This is a genomic window from Streptomyces olivaceus, from assembly GCF_000721235.1.
Taxonomy (GTDB): domain Bacteria; phylum Actinomycetota; class Actinomycetes; order Streptomycetales; family Streptomycetaceae; genus Streptomyces; species Streptomyces olivaceus.
Genome location: NZ_JOFH01000022.1, coordinates 109,399 through 127,882, shown reverse-complemented (window position 1 = coordinate 127,882; position 18,484 = coordinate 109,399). Strand labels below are relative to the sequence as shown.

General features: G+C 72.7%; 18 protein-coding genes and 1 tRNA gene. 10 read left to right on the top strand and 9 right to left on the bottom strand.

Features of this window, described 5'->3' with window-relative positions:
- Positions 1-22: 22 nt before the first annotated feature.
- Complete coding sequence (locus IG94_RS0124430; RefSeq protein WP_031041022.1) at positions 23-709, bottom strand: histidine phosphatase family protein; 687 nt, start codon at positions 707-709, stop codon at positions 23-25.
- Positions 710-770: 61 nt separating this feature from the next.
- Between IG94_RS0124430 and corA the strand changes: the two genes are divergently transcribed.
- Complete coding sequence (corA, locus tag IG94_RS0124425) at positions 771-1,766, top strand: magnesium/cobalt transporter CorA (protein WP_031041020.1); 996 nt, start codon at positions 771-773, stop codon at positions 1,764-1,766.
- Between the two features lie 30 nt (positions 1,767-1,796).
- On the opposite strand, the gene IG94_RS0124420 is transcribed toward corA, so the two are convergent.
- Positions 1,797-2,591, bottom strand: coding sequence for a ferritin-like domain-containing protein (locus IG94_RS0124420; RefSeq protein ID WP_031041018.1), 795 nt, complete (start codon positions 2,589-2,591; stop codon positions 1,797-1,799).
- Positions 2,592-2,828: 237 nt separating this feature from the next.
- A complete protein-coding gene (locus tag IG94_RS0124415; RefSeq protein ID WP_031041016.1) occupies positions 2,829-3,884 on the bottom strand; it encodes an LLM class F420-dependent oxidoreductase in 1,056 nt (351 codons plus the stop codon).
- Between the two features lie 113 nt (positions 3,885-3,997).
- Here IG94_RS0124415 and IG94_RS0124410 point away from each other — a divergent pair, with 113 nt between their 5' ends.
- The gene (locus tag IG94_RS0124410; protein WP_031041014.1) at positions 3,998-4,984 is read left to right on the top strand and encodes an aldo/keto reductase; all 987 of its coding nucleotides are present in this window, start codon (positions 3,998-4,000) and stop codon (positions 4,982-4,984) included.
- On the top strand, positions 4,981-7,380 hold the full coding sequence (locus IG94_RS0124405) for a helix-hairpin-helix domain-containing protein (protein ID WP_031041012.1): 2,400 nt from the start codon (positions 4,981-4,983) through the stop codon (positions 7,378-7,380). Before IG94_RS0124410 ends, IG94_RS0124405 begins: the two co-directional genes overlap by 4 nt.
- A gap of 97 nt (positions 7,381-7,477) precedes the next feature.
- On the opposite strand, the gene IG94_RS0124400 is transcribed toward IG94_RS0124405, so the two are convergent.
- Complete coding sequence (locus IG94_RS0124400; RefSeq protein WP_031041009.1) at positions 7,478-8,257, bottom strand: hypothetical protein; 780 nt, start codon at positions 8,255-8,257, stop codon at positions 7,478-7,480.
- A 47-nt stretch (positions 8,258-8,304) separates the two neighbouring features.
- Between IG94_RS0124400 and IG94_RS0124395 the strand changes: the two genes are divergently transcribed.
- The gene (locus IG94_RS0124395; RefSeq protein ID WP_031041006.1) at positions 8,305-8,493 is read left to right on the top strand and encodes a DUF5703 family protein; all 189 of its coding nucleotides are present in this window, start codon (positions 8,305-8,307) and stop codon (positions 8,491-8,493) included.
- A gap of 91 nt (positions 8,494-8,584) precedes the next feature.
- Here IG94_RS0124395 and IG94_RS0124390 read toward each other — a convergent pair whose 3' ends face one another.
- The 3 genes from IG94_RS0124390 to IG94_RS0124380 all read right to left on the bottom strand — a co-directional run bounded on the left by IG94_RS0124390 (position 8,585) and on the right by IG94_RS0124380 (position 11,291).
- Complete coding sequence (locus IG94_RS0124390; RefSeq protein WP_031041005.1) at positions 8,585-9,394, bottom strand: chaplin; 810 nt, start codon at positions 9,392-9,394, stop codon at positions 8,585-8,587.
- Positions 9,395-9,563: 169 nt separating this feature from the next.
- Positions 9,564-9,797 carry a chaplin ChpH gene (gene chpH / locus IG94_RS0124385; RefSeq protein ID WP_031041004.1) on the bottom strand — a complete coding sequence of 78 codons (234 nt, stop codon included), beginning with the start codon at positions 9,795-9,797 and terminating at the stop codon, positions 9,564-9,566.
- A 168-nt stretch (positions 9,798-9,965) separates the two neighbouring features.
- The gene (locus IG94_RS0124380) at positions 9,966-11,291 is read right to left on the bottom strand and encodes a M20/M25/M40 family metallo-hydrolase (RefSeq protein WP_031041003.1); all 1,326 of its coding nucleotides are present in this window, start codon (positions 11,289-11,291) and stop codon (positions 9,966-9,968) included.
- Positions 11,292-11,477: 186 nt separating this feature from the next.
- Between IG94_RS0124380 and IG94_RS0124375 the strand changes: the two genes are divergently transcribed.
- Together IG94_RS0124375 and IG94_RS0124370 are read left to right on the top strand one after the other, a co-directional pair.
- A tRNA-Leu gene (locus IG94_RS0124375) sits at positions 11,478-11,565 on the top strand.
- A gap of 80 nt (positions 11,566-11,645) precedes the next feature.
- The gene (locus IG94_RS0124370; RefSeq protein ID WP_031041002.1) at positions 11,646-12,020 is read left to right on the top strand and encodes a YchJ family protein; all 375 of its coding nucleotides are present in this window, start codon (positions 11,646-11,648) and stop codon (positions 12,018-12,020) included.
- A gap of 24 nt (positions 12,021-12,044) precedes the next feature.
- Here the strand turns inward: IG94_RS0124370 and IG94_RS0124365 are convergent, their stop codons facing one another.
- Complete coding sequence (locus tag IG94_RS0124365; protein WP_031041001.1) at positions 12,045-12,746, bottom strand: FadR/GntR family transcriptional regulator; 702 nt, start codon at positions 12,744-12,746, stop codon at positions 12,045-12,047.
- A gap of 136 nt (positions 12,747-12,882) precedes the next feature.
- Here IG94_RS0124365 and IG94_RS0124360 point away from each other — a divergent pair, with 136 nt between their 5' ends.
- From IG94_RS0124360 to IG94_RS0124345, 4 genes are all read left to right on the top strand, one after another.
- Entirely contained in the window at positions 12,883-13,410 is a 528-nt protein-coding gene (locus tag IG94_RS0124360; protein WP_031040998.1) for a gluconokinase, read from the top strand.
- A gap of 90 nt (positions 13,411-13,500) precedes the next feature.
- On the top strand, positions 13,501-14,898 hold the full coding sequence (locus IG94_RS0124355) for a GntP family permease (protein WP_031040995.1): 1,398 nt from the start codon (positions 13,501-13,503) through the stop codon (positions 14,896-14,898).
- Between the two features lie 64 nt (positions 14,899-14,962).
- Positions 14,963-15,724: an SDR family oxidoreductase gene (locus IG94_RS0124350; protein ID WP_031040992.1), complete on the top strand. Its 762-nt coding sequence runs from the start codon at positions 14,963-14,965 to the stop codon at positions 15,722-15,724.
- Positions 15,721-16,845, top strand: coding sequence for an L-idonate 5-dehydrogenase (locus IG94_RS0124345; protein WP_043484426.1), 1,125 nt, complete (start codon positions 15,721-15,723; stop codon positions 16,843-16,845). Before IG94_RS0124350 ends, IG94_RS0124345 begins: the two co-directional genes overlap by 4 nt.
- Before the next feature lie 49 nt (positions 16,846-16,894).
- Here the strand turns inward: IG94_RS0124345 and IG94_RS0124340 are convergent, their stop codons facing one another.
- Entirely contained in the window at positions 16,895-18,433 is a 1,539-nt protein-coding gene (locus IG94_RS0124340) for an APC family permease (protein ID WP_031040984.1), read from the bottom strand.
- Between the last annotated feature and the right edge of the window lie 51 nt (positions 18,434-18,484).

Below are 18,484 nucleotides of genomic sequence, written 5' to 3'. Positions count from 1 at the left end.
TTCACCCTACTGCGGCGGACGATCACGGTGCGCCCGCACCACCCCCGACCGGGGCCTGGTCGCCGGACGGCTCCTCGCGCGGTGCGAGGGAGGCGAAGTCGCCGGTGTCGCCGAGCCGGACGAGGTAGGGGCGCAGCCGGGTGTAGCGGATCGCGGTGACGGAGCAGGGCTCCACGGAGATCCGCTGGAAGAGGTCGAGGTGGAGGCCGAGGGCCTCGGCGACGAGGGACTTGATGATGTCGCCGTGGGAGCACATGAGGTAGACGGCGTCGGGGCCGTGGTCGCGCTCCACGCGGGCGTTCCACTCGCGTACCGCCTCGGCGGCGCGGGTCTGCATGGCCCGCATCGACTCGCCGCCGGGGAAGGCCGCGGCGGAGGGGTGCGCCTGCACCACCTCCATGAGGGGCTCGTTCGTGAGGTCGGCGAGTTTGCGGCCGGACCAGTCGCCGTAGTGGCACTCCCCGATCCGTTCGTCGGTGTGTGCCCGCAACTCGGGCCGGGCGTCGAGCAGCGGCCGGATCGTCTCCTGGCAGCGCTGCAGCGGGCTGGTGACGATCTCGGAGAGTGGCAGGCCGGCGATCCGCGCGGGCAGCGCGGCGGCCTGTGCGGCGCCGCGCTCGTCGAGGGCGACGCCGGGCGTCCAGCCGGCGAGCAGCCCCTCGGTGTTGGCGGTGGAACGTCCGTGCCTAACCAGGATCAGCGTGGGCATGCGGCCAGGGTAGGCGTACGGCGCGGTACAGGGATGCCGGGGCGAGGGGAGAATGGGTTCAGTGATCGTCGACTGCGCCATCTACCGGGACGGGCACCGCACGGACGGGCCCGAGGACCTCTCCGACGCGCTCGCCGGCGCGCGGTCGGCGGGCGGTTTCGTGTGGATCGGGCTGCACGAGCCGACGCAGGAGGAGTTCGACCTGGTCAGCCAGGAGTTCGGGCTGCATCCGCTGGCGGTGGAGGACGCGCTGAAGGCGCACCAGCGGCCCAAGCTGGAGGTCTACGACGACTCGCTCTTCGCCGTGCTGAAGCCGGTGGTGTACGAGCCGGAGAGCGACGCCGTCTCCACCGGGGAACTCATGATCTTCCTGGGCGACGCGTTCGCGGTGGTCGTCCGGCACGGCGAGGGTTCGCCCCTGAAGGCCGTGCGGCGGCGTCTGGAGCACGAGCCCGAGCTGCTGGGCAAGGGTCCCACCGCCGTGCTGTATGCGATCGCGGACGCCGCCGTCGACCACTATCTGGAGGTGGCGGTCGAACTGCAGAACGACCTGGAGGAGCTGGAGGCGGAGGTGTTCTCGCCGGACGGCGGCGGCTCCCGGCACACCGCGTCGCGGATCTACACGTTCAAGCGGCAGGTGCTGGAGTTCCGCCGGGCGACCGGTCCGCTGGCGCCGCCGCTGGCCCGGCTGGCGGGGACGGGCCTGTACGGCGCGGGTGTGCCGTTCGTGAACGACAGGGCGCGGCCGTTCTTCCGGGACGTGAACGACCACCTCACGCGCGTGAACGAGTCGGTGGAGAGCCTGGACCGGCTGGTCTCGGACATCCTGTCGGCGCATCTGGCGCAGACGAGCGTCCGGCAGAACGACGACATGCGGAAGATCTCCGCGTGGGCGGCCATGGCGGCCGTCCCGACGATGCTCGCGGGGATCTACGGCATGAACTTCGACCACATGCCGGAGCTGCACTGGGTCTGGGGCTATCCGGCGGTGATCGCGCTGATGGCCGTACTGGAGGTGCTGCTGTACCGGCAGTTCAAGCGCCGGGGCTGGCTGTAGCGGTCCTGGCCGGGGCGGGGCCGGGGGCGCTCAGGCGACCTCGGGGGCAGGGGTGGCGGGTCCGCCGAGCGCGTCGCGCAGGGCGGGCGTGGGCGGGCGCAGCGTGGCCATGCGCCGCCGGCCGGCCAGCCGCTCCCAGGCGTACGTCGCGTGGATGCCGGCCGCGAGCAGGGCGGACCTGGCGCGCGACCAGCCCAGGAGGTGCCCCATGCGGGCCATCACCGCGAGGCTGACGTCCCGGTGGACGCGGATCTCGGCGAGCGCGCACTCGCGCAGGGTCCGCCGGATGTACGGGCCGTGCCCGGCGGCGGTGTAGCGCAGGAGTTCCTCGTGGGAGTAGGCGAGGTGGTTGTCCTCGTCGGCGGAGATCATGCGGACCGCCCGGCCGAGGTCGGGGTGGTCGGCGAAGTGCTTGAGGAGCATCGCCATCTGCTCGGCGGCGCGCTGCTCGGTGACGCGGCTGTGCGCGAGGTAGGTGATGACGTCCCGCACGGTGAGGGGCTGGTCGGCTCCGAGCTTCTCGTGGGCGAGGCCGATGCCCTGCCGCTCCAGGAGCATCGTGTAGTCGGTCTCGGGCGGTACCTCGACCGGTTCGAGTCCGCGCTTCCTCAGCAGGGCGTTGAAGATCCGGCCGTGTTTGTCCTCGTCCGCCCCGTGCCGGGTGATCTTGGGGGCGAGGGCGCGTTCGCTCTCCGGCACCAGCGCCGCGATGCGGGCGTTCTCCCAGCCGCCCTGGGACTCGCCGCTGGCCGCGATGGAGCAGAAGAGACGGAACGACTCGTCGTTGTCGACGATCTCCTGGAACAGGCTCTTGGCCGAAAGCATCGCTGGCACCTCTCTGCCTCTGCGGGGTTCCGCAGTTCCGCACGGTCCGCGATGAACGAGTCAAGTGCGGTCGAGGGGGCACGGCAACAGGTGCGGCGGGCGACTCCGCCGAACGAAGGACCACGAGGGGCTCGCGGAGGCGTAACCCCGCGCGTGTGGGCGCGTTGTTCCCCGTGACGGCCGTGGCGGGGAAGACCCCCGAGCCCCCACCACGGCCGCGAAACTTTCCCCTCGGTCCTACGCCAGTCCGGCGCGCTCCAGGGCCTCGGTGCCGGCGCGCAGGGCGGCGAGCCGCTCGTCCAGGGTGAAGCCCGCGGGGGCGAGGGTGAGGGTGGTGACACCGGCGGCGGCGTAGGCCTTCATCCGGTCCGCGATGCGGTCGACCGAGCCGAGCAGCGTCGTCTGGTCGATCAGGTCGTGCGGTACGGCCGCGGCGGCGCCCTCCTTGTCGCCGGACAGGTACTTCTCCTGGATGTCGGCGGCCTCCCGCTCGTAGCCCATGCGGCCCGCGAGCTGGTTGTAGAAGTTCTGCTTGCGGCTGCCCATGCCGCCGACGTAGAGGGCGGTGTAGGGACGGAAGGTGTCGGCGAGGGCGGCCACGTCCTTGTCCTCGCCGAGGGCGAGCGGCAGGGTCGGGCAGATGTCGAAGCCGTCGAGGGTCAGGCCGGCCTTCTCGCGCCCGGCGCGCAGGTGCTTGACGGCGGTCTCCTCCAGGTGGTCCGCGGAGGGGAAGATGAGCAGGGCGCCGTCGGCGATCTCGCCGGTCTGCTCCAGGTTCTTCGGGCCGATCGCGGCGACGTACAGCGGGATGTGCTCGCGCTGCGGGTGCACGGTCAGCTTGATCGGCTTGCCGGGCCCGCCGGGCAGCGGCAGTGTCCAGTGCTGTCCCTCGTAGGACAGCCGCTCCCGGGTCATCGCCTTGCGGACGATCTCGACGTACTCGCGGGTGCGGGCGAGCGGCTTGTCGAACTTGACGCCGTACCAGCCCTCGGAGACCTGGGGCCCCGACACGCCGAGGCCGAGGCGGAAGCGGCCCTTCGAGAGGGAGTCCAGGGTGGCGGCCGTCATCGCGGTCATCGCGGGCTGGCGGGCCGGGATCTGGAAGATGGCGGAGCCCACGTCGATGCGCTCGGTCTGGGCAGCGACCCAGGTCAGCACGGTGGCCGCGTCGGAGCCGTAGGCCTCCGCGGCCCAGCACACGGCGTAGCCGAGCCGGTCGGCCTCCTGGGCGACGGCCAGATTGTCCGCGTCCATTCCGGCACCCCAGTAGCCGAGGTTGATACCGAGCTGCATGGCCGATTCCCCTTACCCATCAGTAACGTGGCTGGTGCCCCGACCTTAGCGCGCGGAATTCGGTTGTCCACAGGCCCCCACAGCGTCGGCCGTGCCCAGTAATGTCGCCGTTCATGGAGCAGAGGCATCTCGGCCGCACCGGCCTGCGCGTGTCCCGCATCGGTCTCGGCACCCTGACCTGGGGCCGGAGCACGGACGAGCATGACGCGGCGGACCTCTTGAAGACCTTCTGGGAGGCGGGCGGGACCCTCGTCGACACCGCGGACGTCTACGGCGACGGGGAGTCGGAGTACCTGCTCGGGCGCCTGATGGAGGGCCTGGTGCCGCGCCGGGACCTGGTGATCTCGACCAAGGCCGGCAGCGTGCCCGATCCCGACCGCCGCTTCGACGGTTCGCGCGCCCACCTGCTGTCCGCGCTGGACGCCTCCCTCGCCCGCCTCGGCACGGACCACGTGGACGTCTGGCACCTGCACGCCTTCGATCCGCACACCCCGCTGGAGGAGACGCTGCACGCCCTGGACGTGGCGGTGAGCAGCGGCCGGGCGCGCTACGCGGGGATCTCCAACTTCTGCGGCTGGCAGCTGGCCAAGGCGGCGACCTGGCAGCTGGCGGCGCCGGGCGTGCGCAACCGGGTGGCGAGCACCCAGATGGAGTACTCGCTGCTCCAGCGGGGCGTGGAGCGTGAGGTGCTGCCGGCCGCCCTCGACCTGGGCATCGGTCTGCTGCCGTCCTCGCCGCTGGGCCGCGGGGTGCTGACGGGCAAGTACCGCAAGGACGCGACGCCGACGGACTCGCGGGGGGCCTCGGACCATCTGGCCCCGTTCGTCGAGCCCTACCTGGACGACACGGCCGGGCACATCGTGGACGCGGTGGCGACCGCGGCGGACGGGCTCGCGGTGACCCCGCTCCAGGTCGCCCTGGCCTGGGTCCGCGACCGCCCCGGAGTGGTCGCCCCGGTCATCGGGCCGCGCAACGCGCAGCAGCTCACGGCGGCGTTGTCAGTGGAGAGCCTTAGTCTTCCTGACGAGATCTGCCGGGCGCTCGACGACGTGTCGGCGCCCGTGCACCGCTATCCCGATCACGACTGGAGCACGCTGTGAGCACGGAGCCCGAGGCCGCCGCCGAGGAGACCGCAGACGCCGTGGGTCCCGGGCCGGGCGCGCCGGGCACCACGGACGGCCCCGATGCCGCGCACGACGGTGCGGAGACCACCACCGCGCGGGACGGTGCGGAGACGGCCGCGCCGTCCGGCCCGACCGGAGGCACGACGGCCGCTCCGGGCGACTCAGCCGCCACCGAGGCAGGCGGCGGTGCGAGCGCGGAGGAGGCCGGCACGGGCGAGGCCACCACAGACGGGACGGACTCGGGCACGGGCACGGACGCACCCGACGGGGACGCCGCCGCGGCGGGGGAGAAGTCCGAGGCCGAGGCCGAGCTGGCCGCCCAGCGGGTGGAGCGGGAGCGGATCGAGCGACGGAAGGCCGAGAGGCAGGGCCCGGTGGACGCCGGTGCCAAGCTCAGCGGCACGGCGGCCGACCTGCTGGCGGCCGTGCGCGCCGTGGAGAGCGGCGAGAAGCCTGCCGCTCCCGTCTTCGGCTCCCCGGAGCCCGCCCGCCGCCCCGCCCCCGAGCCGGCCCGGCAGCCCCGCCCCGCGGCGCCGACCGAGCCCGTCGCGGCACCCGGGGGGCCGGCAGCCGAGACCGTTCAGGCGGTGCGGAGGGTGCTGGCGGAGGGCGGCGCCCCCGAGTCGCTCGCACCGCAGACCGCCGCGCTCCTCGGTGAGGGCGCCGAGGGCGCGCTGCGCGCGGACCCGTGGCAGTTGCTCCGGGTCACCGGAGTGCGGCCGGAGCAGGCCGACGGGTTCGCCCGCGCGCTGCTGGGCGCGGAGTGCGGCCCCGACGACGAGCGGCGCGGCCGTGCCGTCACGGTGTGGCTGCTGGAGCAGGCGGCCCTGGCCGGGCACACGGCCCTGGAGCTGCCCCGGCTCACCGAGACGCTGGCCCGGCGCGGGGTGCCGGATCCCGACGCCGCCGTGCAGAGCACGCTGGCCGAGGGCGAGGCACTGGCCTTCCAGGACGCCCTGGAGGAACCCGGCGGCCGGGCGGAGTCCGCGTCGAGGAGCACGCAGGACACCGGCGAGGAAGGCGCCGCCGACGGCGAGGAGCGTCCGGTCCGGGTCCTGGTCGGACTGGAGCGGTACGCACTCGCCGAGGAGAGCCTCGCCGACGGACTGGCCCGGCTGGTCAACTCCGCGCCGAAGCAGGACGGTTCCGCAGCGGACTGGGAGCAGGCCGCCGCCGCGGCGCGGGGCTCCGCCGCCGAGCTGATCCGCGCGGTCGCGGGACACGGGCTGGTGCTGCACACCGGTGGGGAGGCGTCCCTGGCCGAGCCGGCGGCACTGCTGCGCACGGCCCATGCTCTGGGACTGCGCGCCTGGGCCGCCGCGCACGGACCGCTCGGCCGGGACCGCTTCGCGGCCCTGCTGGACACGTCTTCCGAGCCGTCCGAGCCGTCCTCCGCGGAGCCCGCCCGGACCGGACCGGCCGCGGTCGCCCTGGCCGGACTGCTGTCCGGCGCCGAGGGGCCGGGCCGGGACGCCGAAGGCACGCTGGACCTGGACCTGCTCGTGGTGCTCGACGCACCGCAGCTGGACGTCGAGTCGGCCGCCCTGCTCGCGGAGTCGCTGCCGGACGGGGCCCGGCTGGTGCTGGCCGGTGATCCGGCGGTGCTCTGGTCGGCGGGTCCTGGCCGCGTCTTCGCGGACCTGCTGGCGGCGCGGGTCTGCCCGCAGGTGGCCTCGCGGCGTCCGGATCCGGGCCCCCTCGGCGAGCTGGTCTCCGGCATCGGCATCGGCGAGCTGGGTCAGGTGGAGGCACCCGGCAAGGAGGTCGTGATCGTGCCGGTGCGGGAGGCGGCCGAAGCCGTGCACCGCACCGTCCAGCTCGTGGCGGACTCGGTGCCGCGCGCGATCGGCGTCCCGGCCGAGGACACCCAGGTGATCACGCCGGGCCACGGCGGCGCGGCCGGCACGCGGGCGCTCAACGCGGCACTGAAGGAACGGCTGAACCCGGGCCCCGGCCGCTTCGGCGGCTTCGACCCCGGCGACCGGGTCGCCTACTCCCCCGCCCCCGGCCGTACGCTGCCGGGCCGGGTGACGAAGGCCGAGGCCGACGGCCTGCATTTGGCGTGTGCGGGCGAGACGGTGGTCGTGCCGCGTGACCGGGTGGAGCAGTCCGTGCGGCACGGGTGGGCGCTGACCGCGCACCAGGCGGTGGGCGGCCGGTGGCCCGCGGTGGTCGTGGTCCTGCCCGGCGACGCGGCGCAGAGCCTCAGCCGTCCCTGGGTCTACACCGCCTTCGGCCGGGCCGCCCGGCACCTTTCCGTGGTGCACGGAGTGGAGCAGGCGCTGCCCCGTGCCGTGGCCGAGGTCCCGGCCAAGCCCCGCACGACCCGGCTACCGGTACTGCTGGCCCCCCAGGTGCCGACGGACGCCTGAGCCGGGGCGCGGGACTCCGCACGGACGCGGCCTCCGTGCGGAGTGCGGCCTGCGCCGCGGCCCGGGGCCGTCCGGGCCCCGGGGACCACGGCTCGGCTCAGCGGTCCGCCTCCAGGCGCGCCGGTACGGCGGTGTCCCCCGGACCGTCGCCCTCGGCGCCGTCGTCCTCGGGGCCGTCCTCGTCGAGTTCCGCGGCGAGGTCCTCGTCCAACTCCGCCGCGTCACCGTCGGCGTCGCCGTCTTCTTCTTCGTCGTCGTCGAGATCGTCGTCGAACTCGTCGTCGAAGACCGCGCTGACGTCGAAACGGCAGACCACGCTCTGCGGATCGACCTGCTCGAACGGCGCCTCCAGCCACTCGCCGGGGTCGGCGGCCTCGTCGGCGGCCGTCACCCACAGCGTGGAGTCGCCCTCCTCAAGGCCGAACTCCTTGTGCCGGGAGGCGATCTCGTCCGGTTCGAACTCACCGAACAACAGACTCAGCGCCCCGTGCACCGTGCCGGAGGCGTCCATGTCCGTGCTCTCCTCGTCCGCGGCCTCGATCCGGCGGGCGTGGGCCATGAGCCGCTGCGGCTCGGCCACGGCGTAGTCCCGGCGGATCAGCACGCTGAGCGCGCTGGGCTCCTCGGGTCCCGTGTAGGGCGGCAGCGTGTCGTCGGCGCCGGGGATCTCGAAGGGCGTGACCTCGTCGTACCGGTCGTAGAGCAGTTCGTCGTACGCCTCCGCGGCCGCGGCCAGCTGGTTGAACGCGTCGTAGACGGCCGGGTCGTCCTCCCCCGACCGGCGTTCGACCGCGGCCAGGTGGCGGTCGAGCGCGGTCTTGACCGCCTCGGCGGCGGCGCGTACCTCGGCAGCGGTGGGCTGCGCAGCATCAGACATAGTGCAGACGCTATCCGTACCGGGCCCCAGCCCGCACAATAGATTCGATGCCGGAATACGAATTTGTCGATGTGTACCTACCGCGCGGGGTCACCCGCAAGGATGCTGCACGTCAGCTGACGGACCATGCCGAGTACGGACACTGGGAGTTGTACCGTCTGACCCTGCTGCGTGACGGCAGCCGCAAGGTGCGGCTGCGGCGGCGGATCATCCGCCAGGTGCGCGCCACCTGGTGATGCGGTGATCACGCCCGGCGCGGCGCGGGTGACGGAGACGGAGCGGGCCCCGCCGGGTGCGGAGCCCGCTGTGTGCGTCGGCCTGCCCGGATCAGGCCGCGGCACGGGCCTTGCGGTAGAGCACGGTGCCCGCGAGGAGGGCGCCCGCGCCCACCGGCAGAGCGAGGCCCAGCGGCAGATCGCTGCCGGTCTCGGCGAGCGACGCGTCGCCACGGGGATGGTCGACGGTCTGGGCGCCCGGCCGGTTCTCGTCGATGGAACCGCCCGGGGTCTCGTCGCCCGGCACGGACGGACGGTCCGGGGTGTCGGGGGTATCGGGGGTGTTCGGCTCGCCGGGGGGCGTCTCGTGGTCGCCGGGCGGCGTGGGGTGATGTGCGCCACCGCCGTTGTCGCAGTCGTTGCCGAAGGCCGGGTTGAGGGCACCGATGACGTCGATGCTGTTGCCGCACACGTTCACCGGCACGTGGATCGGCACCTCGACGTGGTTGCCGGAGGCGACGCCCGGCGAGTCCGTGGCGTGCCCGCCGGCGTGCGAGCCTCCGGACGAGCCACCCGTGCCGCCCGAGTCGCCGTACCCGCCCGAGTCGCCGTACCCGCCGGAGCCCCCGTGCCCACCGTGGCCGCCGGATCCGTGGCCGCCGCCGGACGTGCCGCCGCCGCCCGCGTTGGCGCACGAGTTGCCCATCGCCGGGTTGAGGACGCCCACGACGTCGACCGTGTTGCCGCACACGTTCACCGGCACGTCGACCGGCACCTGCACGGTGTTGCCGGAGAGCACGCCGGGCGAACCCGAACTCGCGCCATGCGCCCCCGAGTCCGCGTGGGCGGCGCCGCCCGCGGCGGCGATCACGCCGGTGGCCGCCGCCATCGTCATCAGGCCCTTGCGGGTGACCTGTCGCATTTCCTGACCCCTGCCTTGCCCTAGTCCAAGTGGTACCCAGAATGCCGAGAATTCCGGCGTTTCCGCCATTCCCCCGCCCGGGGGTCCCTCGAAAGGCCGTCGGCCCCGGAGCACATGGCGTGTGCTCCGGGGCCGACGGACTCAGACCCTTATGGGGCGGGGCACAACGTCACTTGTTGACGCAGGCGTTGCCGAAGGCGGGGTTCAGCAGGCCGATCACGGAGATCGTGTTGCCGCACACGTTCACCGGCACGTGGATGGGCGCCTGAACGACGTTGCCGGAAAGGACGCCGGGCGAGTGCACGGCGGCACCCTGGGCACCGGAGTCGGCGACGGCCATGCCCGCGCCCGCGAGAACCAGACCGCCGGTGGCAGCCGCAGCGGCGACGACCTTCTTGAGCATTGTTCCTCCTAGTTGGCAAACGCGATCTCAAATTTGCCGATCGCATCACGTGTAACGAGGAGGGAGTAATGAGGCTACGAGCTTATGAGCACATTCACTCGTCCCGGTCGCCTCCCGCACGCGCGCTCGAATATCGCCGCGTGCGGAAGCCGCGTTTCTCCGGGCGGGTCAGGACGCGTCGATGAACCGGTCGAGCACGCGCACGCCGAACTGCAGACCGTCCACCGGCACCCGCTCGTCCACCCCGTGGAACATGCCGGCGAAGTCCAGCTCGGGCGGCAGCTTGAGCGGCGCGAAGCCGAAGCCGCGAATGCCGAGGTCGTCGAAGGACTTCGCGTCCGTGCCGCCGGAGAGCATGTAGGGGATCGCCTTGGCGGCCGGGTCCTCGGCGACCAGCGCGGACTGCATGGCGTCGACCAGCGCGCCGTCGAACGTGGTCTCTACGGCCTTGTCGGCGTGCACGTCCTCGCGCCGCACCTTCGGGCCGAGGATCCGGTCGAGGTCGGCCAGGAACTCCTCCTCGTGCCCGGGCAGGAAGCGCCCGTCGACGTGGGCGGTGGCCTCGCCGGGGATGACGTTGACCTTGTAACCGGCGCCCAGCTGGGTCGGGTTGGCGGTGTTGCTGAGCGTCGCCCCGATGAGCTTGGCGATGCCGCCGAGCTTGGCGAGCGTCCCCTCCATGTTCTCCGGGTCCAGCTCGGTGCCGAGGGCGTCGCCCAGTTCGTCGAGGAAGGCCCGGGTCGTCTTGGTGACGCGTACCGGGAACCGGTGCCGGCCGAGGCGCGCGACGGCCTCGGACAGCTCGGTGATGGCGTTGTCGCGGTGGATCATCGATCCGTGTCCCGCCGTACCGGCCACGCTCAGCTTCATCCAGTGCATGCCCTTCTCGGCCGTCTGGATCAGGTAGAGGCGGCGCTGCTCGCTCACGGTGAAGGAGAAGCCGCCCACCTCGCTGATCGCCTCGGTGACGCCGTCGAAGAGGTCGCGGTGGTGGTCGACGAGGTACCGGGCACCGTACGTGCCGCCCGCCTCCTCGTCGGCGAGGAAGGCCAGCACGATGTCGCGCGGGGGCTTGCGTCCGGTGCGCAGCCGGTCGCGGACGACCGCGAGGGTCATCGCGTCCATGTCCTTCATGTCGACCGCGCCGCGGCCCCACACGCAGCCGTCGGCGATCTCCCCGGAGAAGGGGTGGTGGGTCCAGTCGTCCGCGTTGGCCGGGACGACGTCGGTGTGGCCGTGGATCAGCAGCGCGGGCCGGGACCGGTCCTCGCCCTCGATCCGCGCCACCGTGGAGGCGCGTCCGGGGTGGGACTCGAAGATCTGCGGTTCGAGTCCCACCTCGGCGAGCTTCTCGGCGACGTACTCGGCGGCCTTGCGCTCGCCCGGCCCCGAGTGGTCGCCGTAGTTGCTGGTGTCGATGCGGATCAGCTCGCGGCAGAGGTCGACGACCTCGTCCTCGCCGGTGACGCTCCTGGCCGTGCCCGAGTCGCTCACGTGGTTCCTCCCGCTGTCACTGCTGGGTGTCACTGCTGGTGTCAGTGCTGACGTCACTGCTGGTGGATCCCCCTCATCCTCCCCCTCCGGCCGTCCGCGCCCAAGAAGGGGGTGATCGGCCACCCCGGAAAGCCTGGTAATGTTTACGTCGTCGCCGCGGGGAGAGACCCGCACGACACACACCTTGTCCGGGTGGCGGAATGGCAGACGCGCTAGCTTGAGGTGCTAGTGCCCTTTATCGGGCGTGGGGGTTCAAGTCCCCCCTCGGACACCAGTCGAGACCCCTGCCGAGCAGGGGTCTTCTGCTTTTCCGGGGCACGGCGGGCCGGGGCGGCGAGCGGGCACAATGGCCCCATGACCACCGCCTCCTGCCCCTGCGGGCTGTCCGGGCCGTACGAGAAGTGCTGCGGCCGTTTCCACGCGGGGGCCGCGGCCGCGCCGAGCGCCGAGGCCCTGATGCGCTCGCGCTACAGCGCCTTCGTGAAGCGGGACGCGGGTTATCTGTCGCGGACCTGGCACCCCGAGACGCGACCGGCGCGTCTCGACCTCGATCCCGGGGTGCGGTGGACCGGCCTGGAGATCCTGGACACGGCCGACGGGTCCGCCTTCCACACCACCGGCACGGTGACCTTCCGGGCGTCCTACCGCGGGGGCTCGCTGCACGAGCGGAGCCGGTTCGGGCGGGTCGACGGGGCGTGGGTGTACGTCGACGGGGAGTTCCTCGACTGACGTCTCCGGTGACGTCTCCGGCGCTCAGGGCGCCAGGATGTCCAGTTCCTGCAGCGCCCCGACGGTGATCTCCCGGGTCAGTTCCTCCGCACGCGCGGCGTCGCGGGCGCGGATCGCCTCGGCGACCTGGACGTGCAGGGTGACGGCGGCCGGGTCGGGGTCCTCGAACATCACGTCGTGGTGGGTGCGCCCGGCCAGCACCTCGGCGACGACGCCGCCGAGGCGGGCGAACATCTCGTTGCCCGAGGCAGCGAGGACGACGCGGTGGAAGGCGACGTCGTGGAAGAGGTACGCCTCAAGGCGGTGACCACGCGAGTTGGCGACCATGCCGAGCGCGCACTCGGTCAGCTCGGCGCACTGCTCCGGGGTGGCCAGCCGTGCCGCCAGGCCCGCCGCCACCGGCTCGATCGCCGACCTCAGCACGGTCAGGGAGCGCAGCTGCCGGGGGCGCTCGGAGCCGGCCAGGCGCCAGCGGATGACCTGCGGGTCGTAGACGTTCCACTCGCACTCGGGCAGGACGGTCACGCCCACGCGGCGGCGGGACTCGACCAGGTGCATGGACTCCAGCACCCGGACCGCCTCCCGCATCACCGAACGTGAGACCTCGAAGCGCTGTGCCAGCTCGTCCGTGCGCAAAACGCTGCCCGCGGGGTATTCGCCCGCTGTGATGGCGGGCCCGAGGGTGTCCAGTACGCGGCCGTGCAGCCCTCGGCCCGGTGTGCTCATGCACTCAGCGTACGGGCCACGTCACCGGAACAAAAAGTCAGACTTATTTGTCACAGACTCTTGAATTCGTCGTACCTAATGAGTTTCATTGCGTCGACATCACGTGTCGACGAAGACAGCAGACAGCGAGAGTGCGATGCAGCAACTGCACACCCCCCATGTGGTCGTGGTCATGGGCGTAGCGGGCACCGGCAAGACCACCATCGGTCCCCTGCTCGCGGCCCGGCTCGGCGTCCCGTACGCCGAGGGCGACGACTTCCACCCGCCGGCCAACATCGCCAAGATGACGGCCGGCACCCCGCTCACCGACGAGGACCGCTGGCCCTGGCTGGACGCCATCGGCGACTGGGCGCACGGGCGGGCCGGGCTGGGTGGCGTGGTGAGCAGTTCGGCGCTCAAGCGGTCGTACCGCGACCGGCTGCGGGCCGCCGCTCCCGGTGTCGTCTTCGTGCACCTCACGGGCAGCCGTGCGCTGATCGAGGACCGGATGTCGCACCGGGAGGGCCACTTCATGCCGACGGCCCTGCTCGACTCCCAGTTCGCCACGCTCCAGCCCCTGGAGGCCGACGAGACGGGAGTCGCGGTGGACGTCGCCGGCACCCCCGAGGAGATCACCGCACGTGCGGTGAACGCCCTGAAGGACCTCCCCGAACCGGTCCGGTAGCCCTCCCCGTTCCCCTCCCGGGACTGCGCCGCCCCGCGTGGTTCGCGGCCCCGGCTCTCCCCGAAATCCCATCACCGCAAGGAACCCACCGTGACCAGACTCAGCGTCGAGATGCTGGCAGCGGACACCGTCGAGCCCATCACCTCGGCCGGCCACGCCCAGCTGGGCATCGCCGTGCTCCTGGGCATCGCCGTCATCGTCCTGCTCATCACCAAGTTCAAGCTGCATGCCTTCCTGTCGCTGACCATCGGGTCACTGGCGCTCGGCGCGTTCGCCGGAGCGCCGCTGGACAAGGTCATCACCAGCTTCACCGCCGGGCTCGGCTCCACCGTCGCGGGCGTCGGCGTGCTGATCGCCCTCGGCGCGATCCTCGGCAAGATGCTCGCCGACTCCGGCGGCGCCGACCAGATCGTGGACACCATCCTCGCGAAGGCCACGCCCCGTTCGATGCCGTGGACGATGGTGCTGATCGCCTCGGTCATCGGGCTGCCGCTGTTCTTCGAGGTCGGCATCGTGCTGCTGATCCCGGTCGTGCTGATGGTCGCCAAGCGCGGCAACTACTCCCTGATGCGGATCGGCATCCCGGCCCTGGCCGGTCTGTCCGTGATGCACGGCCTCGTCCCGCCGCACCCCGGTCCGCTGGTCGCCATCGACGCGGTGGACGCCAACCTGGGAGTGACCCTGGCGCTGGGTGTGCTGATCGCGATCCCGACGGTGATCATCGCCGGTCCGCTGTTCGCGAAGTACGCGGCGCGCTGGGTGGACGTCCCGGCCCCCGACCGCATGATCCCGCAGCGCGCGTCCGAGGAGCTGGAGAAGCGTCCGGGCTTCGGCGCCACGCTGTCCACGATCCTGCTGCCGGTCGTGCTGATGCTGCTCAAGGCGCTCGTCGACATCATCGTCGACGACCCGGAGAACGTGGTGCAGCGCGCCTTCGACGTCATCGGCAACCCGCTGGTCGCCCTGCTGGTCTCCGTGATCGTCGGCATCTTCACGCTGCTGCGGCCCGCCGGGTTCGGCAAGGACCGCCTCTCCGGCCTGGTCGAGAAGGGTCTCGCGCCCATCGCGGGCATCCTGCTGATCGTCGGCGCGGGTGGCGGTTTCAAGCAGACGCTGATCGACTCCGGCGTGGGCGAGATGATCCTGGAGATCTCCAAGGACTGGTCGATCCCGGCGCTGCTGCTGGCCTGGCTGATCGCCGTGGCGATCCGGCTGGCGACCGGTTCGGCGACCGTGGCGACCGTCTCGGCGGCCGGCCTGGTGGCGCCGCTGGCGGCCGACATGTCGACGACGCACGCCGCCCTGCTGGTCCTGGCCATCGGCGCCGGTTCGCTCTTCTTCAGCCATGTCAACGACGCCGGTTTCTGGCTGGTGAAGGAGTACTTCGGGCTGGACGTCGGCCAGACCATCAAGACCTGGTCCGTCATGGAGACGATCATCTCGGTCGTCGCGGGTGCGCTGGTCCTGCTGTTGTCCCTGGTCATCTAGCCAGGTCCGGCAGCCCGGCCGGCAGTGGACCGAAGTGGACCGGAAGGACCCGAGGAGTACGACGATGACGGCTCACCCCCTCTTCGACATCGCGGGGCGCACCGCCCTGGTGACCGGCTCCAGCCGGGGCATCGGGCTGGCCCTCGCCCGGGGCCTCGCGGAGGCCGGCTGCCGGGTGGTCCTGAACGGGCGCGACGGCGACCGCCTCGCCGAGGCCGCCGCCGGGCTGCCCGGCGAGGTCCGCACGGCAGTGTTCGACGTGACCGACGGGCCGTCCGTGGCCGCCGGGATCGCGGAGGTCGAGGAGCGGGTGGGCCCGCTCGACATCCTGGTCAACAACGCGGGGATGCAACTGCGGGCGCCGCTGCTCGAGTTCGCGGACGCCGACTGGCACCGCGTCCTGGACACCAATCTCACCAGTGCCTTCCTGGTGGGCCGCGAGGCCGCGCGCCGGATGACGGAGCGCGGCCGCGGCAAGATCGTGAACATCTGCTCGCTGCAGAGCGAGGTGGTCCGCCCGGGCATCGCCCCGTACGCGGCGACCAAGGGTGCGCTGAAGATGCTCACCAAGGGCATGTGCGCCGACTGGGGCCCGCACGGAGTGCAGGTCAACGGGCTCGGCCCCGGATACGTCGAGACCGAGCTGACCCGGCCGCTGGTCGAGGACGAGCAGTTCAGCGCCTGGGTGCGCGGGCGCACGCCGGCCGGGCGCTGGGGGCGTACCGAGGACCTGGTGGGCGGGCTGCTGTTCCTCGCCTCGCCCGCGGCGGACTTCGTCGGCGGACAGATCCTGTACGTCGACGGCGGCATGACGAGCGTGCTGTGAGCGCCGGGGAGACCGGTCCGGGTCCCGGCGTGGAGTCCGTCGTGCCGGGCTGTGTGATCCACGGTGCGGGCGACCTGCGGGTCGAGGACGTGCCGGTCCCCCGGCCGGGTCCGGGCGAGGCGCTGGTCGCCGTGCGCTACGGCGGCGTGTGCGGCTCCGACCTGCACTACTGGCGGCACGGGGGCGTCGGCGACTTCCGTCTGAGGGAGCCGATGCTGCTCGGGCACGAGGTCGTGGGGACGGTCGTCGCGTACGGTCCGCCGGGCACGGGTGCCGGCACGGGGACCGCCACCGGCTCGGCGGCGCCGGGCCGTCCGGCCACCGGTGCGTTCGTCGCCGTGCACCCGGCGACCCCGTGCGGGGTGTGCCCGGAGTGTGCGGACGGGCGGCGCAATGTCTGCCGGGACACCCGGTATCTGGGCAGTGCGGCTCGTTTTCCGCACGTCCAGGGCGGCTTCGCGGCGCAGATCGTTGTGCCCGCCGAGCAGCTGCGGGCCCTGCCCGCCGGTCTCGACCCGCGCCGGGCCGCCCTCGCCGAACCACTCTCCGTCGCCCTGCACGCCGTGCGCCGCGCCGGGGATCTGGCCGACCGGCGGCTCCTGGTCACCGGCGCGGGGCCCATCGGGTGCCTCGTCGTCGCGGCGGCCAGGGCGGCGGGCGCGGCGCACGTGACGGTGACGGACCTGCTCCCGGCGGCCCTGGAGTACGCGGCGGCCGCCGGCGCCGACACCGTCGTACGGGCGGACGCCCCGGGGGACGCCGGGTGGCCGCCGGAGGTGGACGCGGCGATCGAGGCGTCCGGGGTGGCCGCGGGGCTGGACACCTGCCTGCGGCTGGTCCGGCGCGGCGGGGTCGTCGTCCAGCTCGGCATGCTGCCGCCGGGGCAGAGCCCGTTCGCCGGCAACCTGGTGGTGAGCCGGGAGATCGAGCTGCGCGGGGCGTTCCGCTTCGACGGCGAGTTCGACGACGCGCTCCGCCTGCTGGCGGCGGAGCCCGCGTTCGACGCGCTGGTCAGTGCGGTGCTTCCGGTGCGGGAGGCGGAGGCGGCGTTCGGGCTGGCCGCGGACCGCGGCCGGTCCTGCAAGGTGCTGCTGGACTTCGGCGGGGCCCCGGCCCGCTGAGCCCGCCGCCCTGCTCCCGCGTGGTGTGCCGCCCAGCTCCCGCGCGGTGTCAGGACGAGGCCGCCTTGTCCAGTTGGAACGCCTCGTTGCCCTGGCCGATGCGGGCGTGCCGCTCGGGGGCGCGGGAGCGCAGGAGCGCGCCCTGCACCACGCCGGCGAGTGCGGCGAGGCCGATGATGCCGGGCAGTACCCAGCTCAGGGCGGAGCCGGGTCCGGCGCCGACGAGGACGTCGAAGTCCTTGACCGTGTAACCGGCGATCACGAGCAGGGCGACGCCCGCGACGGCCGAGGTCACCAGCCGGACGCCCTGGGCGCCGGCGGCACCGCGGCGGACGAAGAAGGCGACCACGGAGAAGGACGCGGCGGCCATCAGCACGATGACGCCGAGCGCGCCGATGTTGCCGCCCCAGGTGAACAGGTGCAGGACGGGCTGGGTGGGGTCGCCGTTCGGCTTGTCGTCGGCCACGGCGAAGCCGATGACGACGACCGCGGACACGGCGGTCTGGAGCAGGGAGCCGGTGCCGGGCGCGCCGCTGGTGCCGCTGGTGCGTCCGAAGGCGGCGGGCAGCAGTCCCTCGCGGCCCATGGCGAAGGCGTACCGCGCGACGACGTTGTGGAAGCTGAGCAGGGCGGCGAACATGCCGGTCACGAACAGGATGTGCAGCACGTCGGTGAACGTGGCGCCCAGCCGCGACTCGGTCAGGAAGAACAGCAGTCCGGCGCTCTGCTCCTGCGAGGTGGCGACGACGTCGTCCGGGCCGGTCGCGACGGTCAGGGCCCAGCTGCTGAGCGCGAAGAAGACGGCGACCCCGGCCACTGCCAGGAACATGACACGCGGAACCAGTACGTGGGGCCGGCTGGTCTCCTCGGCGTACACGGGTGCCTGCTCGAAGCCGAGGAAGGCGGCGATGCAGAAGCACAGCGCGGTTCCGACACCGGCCCCGCCGAGGGTGTCCGGGTTGAAGGCGTGCAGCGAGAGTCCCTGCGGCCCCGGGTCGGTGACGGCGGCGATGTCGAAGACCACCACGAGGACCACCTCGATGAGGAGCAGGACACCCAGCACGCGCGCGTTGACGTCGATCTTCAGCCAGCCCAGCGCGCCCACGGCGACCACGGCCAGCAGCGCGGGGATCCACCAGGCCACGTCGAGGCCGGCGTAGGTCGACAGGAGCCCGGAGACCTCGAAGCCGAAGATGCCGTAGATGCCGACCTGGAGGGCGTTGTAGGCGACGAGGGCGACCAGGGCGGCGCCCGCGCCGGCGGTGCCGCCGAGTCCGCGGGAGATGTACGCGTAGAAGGCGCCCGCGTTGTGGACGTGCCGGCTCATCTCGGCGTACCCGACGCTGAACAGGATCAGCACCACGCCGAGCACCACGAAGAGCAGCGGCTGCCCGACCATGCCCATCACCGCGAAGGTGGTCGGCATGACGCCCGCGACGACCATCAGCGGAGCGGTGGCGGCGAGCACGGACAGCAGCAGCCCGCCCGTTCCCAGCCGGTCCGCGCGCAGCGCCCGCTCCTCGCCCTTGAAGGTGCTGATGGCGCCACCGCTCGCGGATCTGCTCGTGCTCGAACTGCCCGTGGTCATCGCAGGACGTCCTTCTCTCGTACGGTCGGGTGCGCCGGTTCGTGCTCTTGA